Here is a 12,813-nt window from a genome sequence, read left to right on the forward strand (position 1 = left end):
GACACCATGTCAGCAACCAGACACATTCTCGTCGGCGGGATCTCGGCCCTGGCACTGGCGGCCGCCCCGGTCCAGGCCCAGGAGACGGTACACATCGGGGTCGTCGGCCCCACCAGCGGCGTATTCTCGTTCTTCGGCGAGCAGCAGAACATGGGCGTGGAGCTCGCCATGGACGAGGTCGGCGACAGCGTGGCCGGTCACGACATCAAGGTGACCTTCTATGACTCCCAGGGCGACCCGGAGACGGTGGTCGACCGCCTTCGGGCCATGGACTCGCGGGACGACGTGGACATCGTCGTCGGCCCGGTCCTGGGCAGCACCGGGCTCGCCGCGCTGGAGTGGGCCAAGGACTCCGGCATGCCCACCATCATCTCCTACTCGGCGCCCGAGGACATCACCATGCGCCAGCGCGCCGAGAACGTGGTGCGTGCCGGCTGGACCGGGGCGCAGCCCATGTTCGCCTTCGGCCGCTACGTGGCGGAGGAGCTGGGCCACGAGAGGATCGTCATGGTGGGGCAGGACTACTCCTTCCCCTACAACCAGATCGGCGGCTTCCTCGAGACCTTCTGCCGGTCCGGCGGCGAGTCCGTGGAGCGTATCTGGCACCCCACGGGGACGTCGGACTACAGCTCCATCCTGGCGACGCTGCCGGAAGGGGATGCGGTGCTCTACAACGGCGCCGGCAGCGACGCCCTGTCCTTCTTCGAGCAGTATCACGAGTTCGGCATCGACGAGCGCATGCCGCTGATCGGCGGATCGAACTTCTACGCCGTCGGCGATCTCCCGGAGATGGGCGAGGCCGCCCTGGGCGGCGTGTCCGCCCTGCAGTACGCGGAAGGCCTGCAGACCGAGAACTTCATCGAGTTCCGCGACGCCTTCCGGGCGATGCACGGCGACGACGCCATGCCCCTGGCGCCGGCGGAGCACGGCTACGTGGCGTTCCTCATGGCCGTCCAGGCGGTGGAGAAGGCCGGCTCCACGGAACGCGACCCGGTCATTGCCGCCCTGCGGGACACGGAGATGCCGGATGCGCCGCGCGGCCCCCTCTACCTGGACGAGTACGGCAACCCCGTGCAGAACATCTATATCAACGAGGTCCAGGAAGTGGACGGCCGCCTGGTGAACGTGCCCATCGAGACGTACGAAGAGGTCAGCCAGTTCGGCCCGTTCGATCCCGAGGAGTACCTGGCCTCCGAGCCGGACAGCCGGGACTTTCCTCCGGGGGACTGCTCGGACCCGTACTACGACGACTGAAGCGGGAGGCAGGAACCCATGAGCGAGGAGCAGGCCCTGAACGTCGCCGGCGTGGCCAAGTCCTTCGGGTCGCTGGTGGTCGCCAGTGACGTTCACCTGTCCGTCGCCCCGGGGGAGCGGCGTGGTCTGATCGGCGTCAACGGCGCCGGCAAGACCACGCTGTTCAACATGATCGCGGGCGAGCTGCGCCCGGACCGGGGCGACATCTACTTCTTCGGTGAGCGCATCACCGCCGATTCCGTGGTGCGGCGCACGCTGAAGGGGCTGGGGCGGACCTACCAGGTTTCCACCCTGGTTCCCGCGGTCAGCGTCCGGGCGAATCTCGCCCTGGCGCGCGGCAACGGGCGCCTGCCCTCGCTGTGGCGTTCCTGGCGCAATGCCCTTGACGATGCGCTCATGGAGACCGCGGATCAGCTGGGGCTGACCCCCGTGCTCGACGATCCCGTCTCGGAGCTGTCCCACGGCACGCTGCGGCAGCTGGAGCTGGCCATGGTCCTGGCGCGGCGGCCGCGGCTGCTGCTGCTGGACGAGCCGGCGGCGGGGCTGTCCCGGGCGGAACGTCAGGGGTTCACCGAGGTGATTCGCGGGCTCCCGCGGGATGTGACGATGGTGATGATCGAGCACGACATGGACATGGTCCTGGACCTCAGCGAGCGCATCTCGGTGCTCCACGGCGGCAGCATGTTCGCCGAGGGGACACCGGAGGAGATCGCTGCCCACGAGGGCGTGAAGGACATCTATCTGGGGCGCGCCCATGAGTGATGCCGTGATCGAAGTCGCGGACCTCGATGCCCGCTACGGGCTGGGGCACGTGCTGCAGGGCCTGGAGCTCCGGGCGGGACGCGAGTGCGTGGCGCTCATGGGGCGCAACGGCGTGGGCAAGTCCACCCTGGCCCGGGTGCTCATGGGGCTGACGCCGCCCCGGGCCGACGGCGTGGTGCGCCTGCTCGGGCAGGACGTGCTGGGCTGGCCGCCGCACCGCATCGCCCGGCTGGGGGTGGGGTATGTCCCCCAGGGACGGCGGCTGTTCCCGTCGCTGACCGTGGACGAGCATCTCGAGCTCAATCGCCGCCCGGGGCCCGCCGGCACGCGCTGGACCGCCGACGCGGTCTTTGAGCTGTTTCCGTCGCTGGGCCAGCGGCGGCGATCCTACGGCAATCAGATCTCCGGGGGCGAGCGGTCCATGCTCGCCATCGGCCGTGCCCTGGTAACCAATCCGGGCTGCCTGATCCTCGACGAGCCGACGGAGGGCCTGGCCCCGGCGGTGGTGGAAAACGTGGCCGAGGGGCTGCGCACGCTCACCGGCGAGGGCGTCGCGGTCCTGCTCATCGAGCAGAACGTCAAGGCCGCCGCCCTGGCCGCCGACCGGGCCTATTTCATGGCCGAGGGCCGGATCGTCCACGAGGCCGCGGACAAGGCGGCCATGACCGACGACACCGTGCTCAGTCGCTACCTCGGCGTATCGGCCTGAGGGCCGCGCCGCGCGGATCCGTTCCGCGCTCGCTCTAAGGGAGGCATCCATGGCCTATCGCATCGCCATCAACGGATTCGGGCGCATCGGGCGCAACGCCCTGCGCGCCATCTTCGAGCAGGCACGTACGCAGTCCCTGGAGGTGGTGGCCATCAACGACCTGGGGGACGCCGCCACCAATGCCTACCTGCTGCGCCACGACACCGTACACGGTGCCTTCCGCGGCGCCGTCGAGGTCGACGGCGACGACCTGCTGGTGGAGGGGCGCCGGGTGCGCGTCCTGGCCGAATCGGACCCGGCACGGCTGCCGTGGCGGGATCTGGGGGTGCAAGCCGTCCTCGAGTGCACCGGCCGGTTCACCTCGCGGGCGGCGGCGCAGGCGCACCTGGACGCCGGCGCGGACAAGGTCGTGATCTCGGCGCCCGGCGGCGGCGATGTCGACGCCACCATCGTCTACGGCGTCAACCACGACACCCTGACCTCCGGCCACCGGGTCATCTCCAACGCCTCGTGCACCACCAACTGCCTGGCGCCGCTGGCCCAGGTCCTGCACCGCTCCGTGGGCGTGGAGCAGGGGCTGATGACGACCATTCACTCCTACACCAACGATCAGGTGCTCACCGACGTCTACCACAAGGATCCGCGGCGGGCGCGGTCCGCCACCCAGTCCATGATTCCCACGCGCACCGGCGCCGCGGCGGCCGTGGGCCTGGTGCTGCCGGAGCTCGCCGGGCGTCTGGACGGCTTCGCGGTACGTGTGCCCACCATCAACGTGTCCCTGGTGGACCTGACGTTCCGTCCTGCCCGTGCCACCGGCGCGGAGGAGGTGGACGCCGTCCTCCGAGATGCCGCCGACGGCGGGCTCCGCGGCATCCTGGAGGTGGCCGACGAGGAGCTGGTCTCCGTGGATTTCAACCATACGACGGCGTCCGCCACGTACGACCCGTCCATGACGCGCGCCGGCGGTGACGGCCTGATCAAGGTCTGTGCCTGGTACGACAACGAGTGGGCCTTCGCCAGCCGCCTGCTGGATACCACCGAGGCACTGCTGCGGGCGGCGTAACCGGCGCGACGCACTTGAATCTGCGTTCACGGGCTATACTGATGGCGCATACCTCTCGTTCGAGAGAGGGGGGACGCAGGCATGCCGGACCGGGCGCTACTGTATCTGGCCACGGATGACGGGGTGAATCCGCCGGAGCTATCCGGCACCGACTGGGCGGTCCATCGGGCGGCGACGCCGGAGGCCGCCCGGGAAATGCTCCGCTTCAACGGCTACCACGTCGGCGTGCTGCCGGTCACCTTTGTACTGCCGGGCACCGAGTGGCGGGATCTGCTCCTGGCGGCGAACCACACCCGATGGATCGCCCTGGTCCAGTCCGGGGCCCTGGAGCAGGCGCCGTGCCGCCAGCTCGTCCACGATTTCTGTCACGATTTCCACACGCTGCCGTGCGACCCGTACCGGCTGGAGGTTTCCCTGGGGCATGCCTGGGGCATGCAGGCGCTGTGCGGCCCGGACGAGGCCGTCGTGGAAGAGTCGCAGATGGTCGGTTCCAGCGCCGCCATGCGCAAGCTCTTCCAGCGCATCCGGCGGGTGGCCAGCGTGGACGCCCCGGTGCTGCTCCAGGGGGAAAGCGGCACCGGCAAGGAGATGACGGCGCGGGCCGTGCACGAGCGCTCCCTGCGCGGTAACGGGCCCTTCGTCGCCATCAATTGCGGCGCGCTGCCGTCCGGTCTCATCCAGACGGAGCTCTTCGGCCACGAGCGAGGTGCGTTCACCGGTGCGCTCAAGCGTCGGCAGGGGCGCATCGAGGCGGCCCACGGCGGTACGCTGCTGCTCGACGAGATCGCCGATCTGCCCCTGGATCAGCAGGTCAATCTCCTGCGCTTCCTGGAGGAGGGGACCATCGATCCGGTGGGCGGTGACCGGTCCATCGCCGTCGATGTCCGCGTGATCGCCGCGACCAACCTCGACCTGGAAGAGCGGGTCCGCCGGGGGCTGTTCCGCGAGGATCTCTACTACCGGCTCAACGTGCTGCGGCTGGACCTGCCGCCTCTGCGCGAGCGCCAGGAGGACATCGAGCTTCTCGCGCGGTACTTCTTCAGCACGTTCGTTGCCGAGGGCCACGGTCGCGCCCGCGGGTTCAGCCAGCAGGCGTTCGAGATGATGCGCCGCCACGACTGGCCCGGCAACGTGCGCGAGCTGATCAATCGTGTCCGTCGCGCCGTGGTGATGTGTGACCGCGCACTGATCACGCCGGCGGATCTGGGACTGGAGCGCAGGAGCCAGGAGCATCGGCCGCTGCGCACCCTCGAAGAGGCCCGGGCGCACGCCGAGCAGGCCGCCATCCGGGCGATGCTGCGGCGCTGTGGCGGCAATCATTCCCAGGCGTCGCGGGAGCTGGGAGTGTCCCGGGTGACACTGTACCGGCTCATGCACAAGTACGGCATCGAAGAGTGTTACTAACCTTTCCAGGAATATTGTCAGGTCTCAGCGCCGTTGTGGACGGCGTTGCTCGTCGGTCATGTAGCTGTTGCTACACCTCCCTCCTCGCGCCTTGCCACAGCGGCGCAGAAACTCACTGAGGCATGACGATATACCTGGGAAGGTTGGTAAGACCCCGTCGCTGCCTTTGGCGCGGAACTTGTAACTCCCCCCGCAACCACTCCCACTCAGGGGTCCACCCGCATGCCGCGGCCTCCTAACGGCAAACGATCCGGACGGCGCGGCGGCGGCAAATCACCCCGCGGGCAAGGCATTCGCCTGTGGGACGAGACAGTCCGCCGCCGGCGCCGCCTTCCCCCGCCTCCGCCTCCCGGGCGCCGCCGCTGATGCGCGTTTCCATGGATTCCTCGCGCCTGCATTGCTTCTGCGTCGCCGAAACTGTTTCACCGGGGAAACAGGTGGCTGCAGTCCCGCGAAGGCCCGTGGCTGTATGTCTACGGCGGTGCGCGGCGGTCGCCCGTATCACCCGAGGAACACCTGCCGCGGCCTCGCGGCGCGCCGGAACGACCCGCTGTCGCCGTTGAGCGTCGCCGGGGCCTTGCGTGCAACCGTTTGCCGGCGTTTGGCACAAAGCCTGCTATTCCGACTGCGGGGCGCATGAATTCTTCCCCGAACCCTCGGCGACAGCCTCGGTGCCTTTCCCTTAGGGCCACCGGCAGGGCTGGCGGCGCGGCACGATCGACTGCAACGGGTTGTACAGGAGATACACGGCATGAGTACCAAAAAGACAGCAGTGGCCTGTGTGACGGCCCTGGCACTGGCAGCCGCCTGGGGCTCCCTGGCCTCGGCGAACCCCATCAACAAGTTCGGCGACAACCAGAGCAACACCGTCAACTCCACCGCCAACGCGACGACGAATGCGGGCAACGGCGGCTACGGCGGCAACGGTGGCTACAGCGGTAACGGCGGCGACGCCGAGGGCAAGGGCTACGGCGGCTTCGGTGGCTCGTCCGAGGCCGAGAGCGACGCGGAAGCCGAAGGCTGGAACAGCACCACCCAGTCCAACAACACCACCTCTCCGCCCGACAACGGCGAGACCCAGACCAACACCAGCGACAGCAACCTGGACGGTGATGCCAACGCCGGCGCCAGCACGTCCACCGCGGGTGCCGGCGGGGCCGGTACGGGTACGGGCGGCACGGGCGGCAGCAGCGGCATGGCCGGTGCCGGCGGTGCGGGCGGTCCGGGTGGCGCGGGTGGCCACGCCGAAGCCTACAGTGAGTCGTTCAACTCGGTGGTGGAAGTCATCTCCTACCAGGAGATGCAGTCCAATGTCACCGGGGCGCCGATCAGCGTGTTCGGCGGTAACGGCGGCAACGGCGCCGCGGGTGGCAACGGCGCGGAAGGCGGCGACAGCCTGAACGTCTCCGTGGCGGCCTCCGTCGGCGTGGGTGACGGCGGCGACGGCGGGGACGGTGACGACGGCAAGGTCAACCTCGAGAGCGAGGGTGGTGATGCCGGAGACACCGGTGAAGCCTATGCCGACGGCTATGCCTATGCCGGCGACGGTGACGATGCCGACGGCGGCGACGCCGATGGCTACAGCGACGCTGATGCCGACAACTGGAACAGCACCAGCCAGTCGAATGTCACCGATACCCCGGACGAGAACGGCGAGACCCAGAGCAACGCCAATAGCACCGGCCAGACAGCTGACGCTGATTCCACGCAGAACAGCAACGGCGGTGCCGGTGGTACTGGTGGTGCGGGTGGTGCCGCGGACGCGGGCTCGCAGACCGCAATGTCCGGCAACAGCGGCAACGGCGGCGACGCCAGCAACGGCGGGAACTCCGCGCAGGGTGGCGACGGTGGCCAGGGCGGTGACGGTGCGGTCGGTGGCACTGCCACGGCCGGTAACGCCAGCGGCAACATGGGCGGCGCAGGCGGCGCAGGCGGCGCAGGCGGCAACGGCGGCCACGGCTATGGCGGCTCGCTGTCGACCGGGAGTGTGTCCGTGAACGTGGGTGGCGGCACCTTTGCCGGCATCAACAACATGAACATCTCCTCCGGCCTGTACAACGCCAGCACCGGCGGTGTGTCCGTGGCGGCTCACTCCGGCGTGAGCATCGGCAACTAACGGAAGTGCGTGTCGACGGCCGGCGGGGATGCTCCCCGTCGGCCGTTCCACCAGGAGATCAAGACCATGAAAGCGCGCGTTTATGGCCCCGCAGGGTGCTTGCTCGTGATGCTGCTGGCTGGCCAGGCGGCGGTGGCGAGCGAGCTGCCGGCCGGGGCGGCGACCGGATTCGAGGCCCTGCCCACGCTGGCGGCGAGCGAGCTGGGCGAGGCGCGCGGGGCGGACAACCGGCTGACCATCGTGACCAGCACGCAGAATCTTTCCTCCACCACCCAGGGCGCGAGCTACAACGTCGGCACCATGACCAACGGCAACATCACCATCGGTGACGGCGCCTTCGAGGGCGCGTCCGGAGTTGGTCTGAACGTCTTCAACACCGGCAACAGCAACTCGTTCAGCACCGGCGTCAACATGAGCGTTCATTTGCACTGACGGATTCACGGCCATGAAACAGCAGGCACGGCGACGGCAAGGGATGGGGCGGGCAGCGCGCATGACTGGCGCCCTGCTGGCGCTGGCACTTTTGGCGGCGGTGGTCGCGCCGGTCCAGGCGCAGACGACCCCCGCCCGGGTGCCCACGGCGGCGGGCGCGCTGCACGTACCTGTTGTCAGCATGACCGGCAAGCGCTGGGAGCGGGTGATCCGCCAGCAGTACGACTACAGCTGCGGCTCGGCGGCGGTGGCGACGCTGCTGACCTACCACTACGGCATTCCGCGCACGGAGGCGCAGGTCTTCGAGACCATGTATGCCGTCGGCAACCAGGAGCTGATCCGCGCCCAGGGCTTTTCCATGCTGGACCTGAAGCGCTACCTGGACGCCCACGGCCTCAACGCCGACGGCTTTCGCATGACGCTGGACCAGCTGGCCGGAATCGGGGCGCCGGCCATCGTGCTGGTCAACACCGGCGGCTACCAGCACTTCATCGTCGTCAAGGGGATTCGCGGCGACGAGGTGATCGTCGGCGACCCGGCCGGCGGCACGGTGATCGTGCCGCGCGCCTTCATGGAAGCGGTCTGGAACGGCATCGTCCTCGCCGGCCGCGGGCGGCTGGATACGGCCCGCGAGCATTTCAACCTGGCCGCCGACTGGGCCGTGCGCCCGGCGGCGCCGATCGGTCGCTCGGCGCGATCCATGGCGGCACTACCCGCGCGTGGCGTGACGCTGCCGGGCATCAACGAGTTCGGGAGATAGGTCATGAACGCAGCAGGCAGTGTATGGGCGGGCGGCCGGCAACGCGGTTGTCTGGTGTCCGGCGTGCTGTTGGCGCTGGCGCTGAGTGGCGGTGCGGTACCGGCAGGGGCCGCGATGATTACGGCGGACCCGTTGCCCGACCAAGTGCTGGCCGGGCTCCGCGGCGGCCTGGAGGTGGGCGGGCTGAGAATGGACCTGGCCGCGAACCTGCGCACCTATATCGATAATCGGCTGGCCCTGGAGACGACGGCGCGCCTGGAGCGCTATGCCGACCGGCATCGCTGGGTGGAGCAGCGGATGACCGTGCACGGGATCACCGCTGCCGACGCCGAACCGGCGTCCGGCGATGCGGTGGCGGCGTCCGCCTCGTCCGGCACACCGCCCGTGTCCGGGGCGGGACCGGTCGTCGCCACCAAGACCGTGCGCGGCGATGTCGTGCAGGTCGAGCTGCCGGTGGCCGGCTCGAATGGTGTCGGCACGACCCGGATTTCCCACCGGATCGGGCCGGAGCAGGTGTTCGGCACGGTTGCCAACACCGCGAATGGCCGGTCGGTGCAGCAGATCATGGACATGGAACTGCGGGTGCTGAACTTCCGCAGCTATTCCGAGCAGATACACAACGCGCTGCGCGCGCGGCAGATGGGCAAGGCCATCGCGCGTTAGGCATATACTGAACGAGTCGCGGGCGGGTGCACGCGGAACTGGTTCGGTGTTCCCCGGGGCCGAGTGGCAATGGGGCGCGGGGAATTGTGCAGGCCCACAAGGAGAAAAACAGAATGCGGTGGCGCGGCGAGATGGGTGGTGTGGTGCGGGGTCTGGTCATGGCCTGTGCGTTAGGTGCCGGCGGCGCCCCCGCCCTGGCCCAGGAAGGAACGCCTTCGGGCCCCGTGGGCGTGGCGCCGGAAGAGGAAGAGCCGGAGCGCCCGGATGTTCAGGCCATGGCGGATGTGGGCGGCGTGCTGACCCCGGCCGGGACCGTGGTCATCGAGCCGTCCCTCCAGTACAGCAATTCCCAGGTCAACCGGTTCACGTTCCAGGGCGTCGAGATCCTGCCCACCTTTCTGGTGGGGATCATCGAGGTGGAGGACGTCGACCGGGACGTCTGGACCTCGGCCGTGGACGTGCGCATGGGGCTCACGCCCCGGCTGGAGTTCGGCCTCAAGGTGCCGTATGTCTACCGCAGCGAGCGGCGCTCGGTGAGCATCCCCCAGGTGGACAACTCCACCACGTCCCAGCGCCTGGACGGTGACGGTGTCGGTGACGTGGAGGCGAGCCTCCACTATCAGCTCAATCGCGGCAGCGCCGGCGGACCGTTCTATATCGGCAATCTGCGCTACAAGTCCATCACCGGTCGCGGGCCGTTCGAGGTCGACCACAACGACAGCGCCGTGGAAACCGAGGCGGCCACCGGCTCCGGCTTCCACGCCCTGGAGCTCAGCATCACGGGGCTGGTGGTGTCCGATCCGGCGGTGCTCTACGGCAACATCGGCTATCTGCGCAACTTCCCCCGCGACGTGGACCGCACCATCGGCGCCGGTGATCAGGCCCTCGACATCGGCCGCGTGGAGCCCGGCGATGCGCTGCGCATGAGCCTGGGGACGTCGGTGTCGCTGAACCCGCGGACGTCGTTCAGCATCGGCTACAAGCACGACGTCATCCGCCCGACCCGTACGGAGATCAACAACACGACCTTCGAGTCGGACAGCCTGGGCGTGGGGTCGCTGCTGCTGGGAGTGTCGCACGTGGTCTCGCCGCGGGTGACGGCGAGCGTGAACCTGGAGGTGGGGGTCACGGCGGACGCGCCGGACATGGCGATCACGTTCCGCATGCCGTGGACGGTGCTGCAGTAGCGCGACAAGGACGGCGCCCGGCGGGGTGGCCGCCGGGCGCATTACGCGGGCAGGGGCGGCTCAGCGCCAGCCCACCCGGTCGAAGATGCGCACGGCCTCGTCGTTGTAGCGGCCCAGGGCGCTTACGTTGATATCGTCCACGTGGATGTTGCCCCAGGATTCCAGGACCGGATCCCTCTTGACGCCTTCCACCACGGGGAACTCGTTGTTGCCCTTGGCGAAGAGCTCCTGGGCCTCGTCGGAGGCGAGGTACTCCAGGAAACGGATGGCGTTGTCCCGGTTCGGTGCGCCCTCGACGACACCGGCGCCGCCGACGTTCATGTGCGCGCCGCGGCCGTCCTGGTTGGGCAGGATCATGCCGACCTTGCGTGCCGCTGCCCGGTCATTCGGGTCGTCGGACTTGAGCAGGCGCACGTAGTAGTAGTGGTTCGCCACGGCGAGCTGGCACTCGCCGGCGGCAACGCCGCGGATCTGGTCCGTGTCGCCGCCCTGGGGCTGGCGGGCCATGTTGTCCACCACGCCCTGGGCCCATTCCTGGGCTTCCTCCTCGCCGTGGGCATCGATCAGCGAGGCCAGCAGGGACTGGTTGTAGATGTTGCTCGAGGAGCGGATGCAGATCTCGCCCTCGAACTCCGGCTCGGCCAGATCCTCGTAGGTATCCACCCGAGCGGGGTCGAACGACTCGCGATTGTAGAAGATAGTGCGCATGCGCTGGCTGAAGCCGAACCACAGGCCGTCCGGGTGCCGTAGGCGGTCCGGCAGGCGCTCGGCCAGCACGTCGGACTCGATGCTCTGGAAGACGCCGGCCTGCTGGGCGCGCCACAGCCGACCGGCGTCCACCGTGATGAGCACGTCGGCGGGGCTGGCCTCGCCCTCGCGCTCGATACGCTCGATGAGCTGGTCGGAGTTCGCTTCCAGGACCTGGACCTCGATGCCCGTGCGCTCGGTGAACGCCTCGTAGAGCGCATCGTCGGTATCGTAATGCCGGGCCGAGTAGATGTTGACGTTGCCGTCGGCCAGTGCGGCCGTTGGCGACAGCATCAGGGAGGCCAGAACGGCCGCCGGCAGGACGTTCGTCAGTGTTGAGCGCTTTGCCATGGTCGCACCTTCCGTCGTGGGTGATCGGCTCTATTTCTGTAATAGGAATGCTTCGTATTCATTGGCATTGTCAGTACACATCCGCGAGCCCGCGGCGTCAAGGCGGCCGCGGAGTACGGAACCAGCTTTTACAAATCATTCTCATTTGCATATCATTCTGGTAGATATCCTCGCTTTCCGCGAGGTTCGATTCCGGGCAGGATGACGACGCATGGTCACCGCGGCACGCGAGCTTTCCGCGACGTCCCGTAGCGAGCACGAGGAGCGCGCCGATGCGCCGGCCGTGCTCGAGGTGGACGGCGTCAGCCGTGCCTTCGACGGTGTACCCGCCGTCGAGGCGATCGACCTGGCGGTGCGGGCGGGGGAAGTCGTCTGCCTGCTGGGGCCGTCGGGATGCGGCAAGACGACACTGCTGCGCATGGTTGCCGGCCTGGAGCGGCAGGACGCCGGCGCGATCCGCATCGGCGGTCGCCTGGTCGCCCGCGCCGACGGCCCGCAGGACCCGCCGGAAGCGCGCAACGTCGGGCTGGTATTCCAGGACGCGGCCCTGTTCCCGCATCTGTCGGTGATGCGCAACGTCACCTTCGGCCTCGACCGCCTGCCGGTGCGCCAGCGCCGCGAGCGGGCGGCGGCATTGCTGCGCCAGCTGCGCATCGAGGCGCACGCGGATTCCTTCCCGCACACCCTCTCCGGCGGACAGCAGCAGCGCGTGGCGCTGGCGCGGGCGCTGGCCCCGGAGCCGCGGCTGATGCTCCTGGACGAGCCCTTCTCCAGCCTGGACGCGCGCCTGCGCGACCAGATCCGCGACGACACCCTGCACGTGCTCAAGCGCAGCGAGACGGCGACGGTGCTGGTCACCCACGATCCCGAGGAAGCCATGTTCATGGCCGATCGCATCGCCCTCATGCGGGAGGGGCGGATTGTCCAGATGGGTACGCCGGAGGAGCTGTACTGCCGGCCGGCGGATCCGTTCGTCGCCGGCTTCTTCGGTGATCTCAACCGCTTCCCGGGGGTGGTGGCCGGCGGATTCGTGGATACCCCGGTGGGGCGGGTGGACGCGCGCGAGTTCGACGACGGCGCCCCGGTGCAGGTGCTCGTCCGGCCGGAGGCCCTGCGGGTGTCGGTCATCGGCCGGCCGGAGAATCCCCAGCAGCAGAGTCACGTCATCATGTCGCGGCTGCTGGGGGCGAGCAGCCTGATCCACCTGTGCGCCCATTGCCCGGACGGGCGCGAGGTCCACCTGCACGCCCGCGTGCCGGGGCGCTATCTGCCCGCCGAGAATCAGCCCGTGCGGATCGACCTGGACCGCTCCCAGGCATTCGTGTTCCCCGAGAGCACCTGAGGGGAAACGCCGCATCATTCCCG

The 12,813-nt window shown here is 68.9% G+C and carries 12 protein-coding genes; 11 read left to right on the top strand and 1 reads right to left on the bottom strand.

Features of this window, described 5'->3' with window-relative positions; all coding sequences use genetic code 11:
• Positions 1–6: 6 nt before the first annotated feature.
• The 10 genes from QWY84_RS05025 to QWY84_RS05070 all read left to right on the top strand — a co-directional run bounded on the left by QWY84_RS05025 (position 7) and on the right by QWY84_RS05070 (position 10,350).
• Positions 7–1,254 carry an ABC transporter substrate-binding protein gene (locus QWY84_RS05025; protein WP_290201354.1) on the top strand — a complete coding sequence of 416 codons (1,248 nt, stop codon included), beginning with the start codon at positions 7–9 and terminating at the stop codon, positions 1,252–1,254.
• 18 nt (positions 1,255–1,272) lie between these two features.
• Positions 1,273–2,016 (top strand): ABC transporter ATP-binding protein, encoded by a 744-nt coding sequence (locus QWY84_RS05030; RefSeq protein ID WP_290201355.1) that lies wholly within the window; start codon positions 1,273–1,275, stop codon positions 2,014–2,016.
• Entirely contained in the window at positions 2,009–2,725 is a 717-nt protein-coding gene (locus QWY84_RS05035; protein ID WP_290201356.1) for an ABC transporter ATP-binding protein, read from the top strand. The genes QWY84_RS05030 and QWY84_RS05035 overlap by 8 nt, the downstream gene beginning before the upstream one ends.
• A gap of 49 nt (positions 2,726–2,774) precedes the next feature.
• Complete coding sequence (gene gap, locus QWY84_RS05040) at positions 2,775–3,788, top strand: type I glyceraldehyde-3-phosphate dehydrogenase (protein WP_290201357.1); 1,014 nt, start codon at positions 2,775–2,777, stop codon at positions 3,786–3,788.
• Between the two features lie 81 nt (positions 3,789–3,869).
• Entirely contained in the window at positions 3,870–5,192 is a 1,323-nt protein-coding gene (locus QWY84_RS05045) for a sigma-54 dependent transcriptional regulator (protein WP_290201358.1), read from the top strand.
• 751 nt (positions 5,193–5,943) lie between these two features.
• Complete coding sequence (locus tag QWY84_RS05050; RefSeq protein ID WP_290201359.1) at positions 5,944–7,308, top strand: hypothetical protein; 1,365 nt, start codon at positions 5,944–5,946, stop codon at positions 7,306–7,308.
• Between the two features lie 66 nt (positions 7,309–7,374).
• On the top strand, positions 7,375–7,740 hold the full coding sequence (locus QWY84_RS05055) for a hypothetical protein (protein WP_290201360.1): 366 nt from the start codon (positions 7,375–7,377) through the stop codon (positions 7,738–7,740).
• Between the two features lie 13 nt (positions 7,741–7,753).
• Entirely contained in the window at positions 7,754–8,500 is a 747-nt protein-coding gene (locus QWY84_RS05060; protein WP_290201361.1) for a C39 family peptidase, read from the top strand.
• A gap of 3 nt (positions 8,501–8,503) precedes the next feature.
• The gene (locus tag QWY84_RS05065) at positions 8,504–9,163 is read left to right on the top strand and encodes a hypothetical protein (protein WP_290201362.1); all 660 of its coding nucleotides are present in this window, start codon (positions 8,504–8,506) and stop codon (positions 9,161–9,163) included.
• Between the two features lie 113 nt (positions 9,164–9,276).
• Positions 9,277–10,350, top strand: a complete 1,074-nt coding sequence (locus QWY84_RS05070) for a transporter (RefSeq protein WP_290201363.1) — start codon at positions 9,277–9,279, stop codon at positions 10,348–10,350.
• A 60-nt stretch (positions 10,351–10,410) separates the two neighbouring features.
• Here QWY84_RS05070 and QWY84_RS05075 read toward each other — a convergent pair whose 3' ends face one another.
• Entirely contained in the window at positions 10,411–11,448 is a 1,038-nt protein-coding gene (locus QWY84_RS05075; protein WP_290201364.1) for a Fe(3+) ABC transporter substrate-binding protein, read from the bottom strand.
• 211 nt (positions 11,449–11,659) lie between these two features.
• Here QWY84_RS05075 and QWY84_RS05080 point away from each other — a divergent pair, with 211 nt between their 5' ends.
• Positions 11,660–12,790, top strand: a complete 1,131-nt coding sequence (locus QWY84_RS05080) for an ABC transporter ATP-binding protein (protein ID WP_290201365.1) — start codon at positions 11,660–11,662, stop codon at positions 12,788–12,790.
• The last annotated feature ends 23 nt before the right edge of the window (positions 12,791–12,813 follow it).

The sequence above is a fragment of the Aquisalimonas lutea genome (assembly GCF_030409225.1).
In the GTDB taxonomy this organism is placed as follows: Bacteria; Pseudomonadota; Gammaproteobacteria; order Nitrococcales; family Aquisalimonadaceae; genus Aquisalimonas; species Aquisalimonas lutea.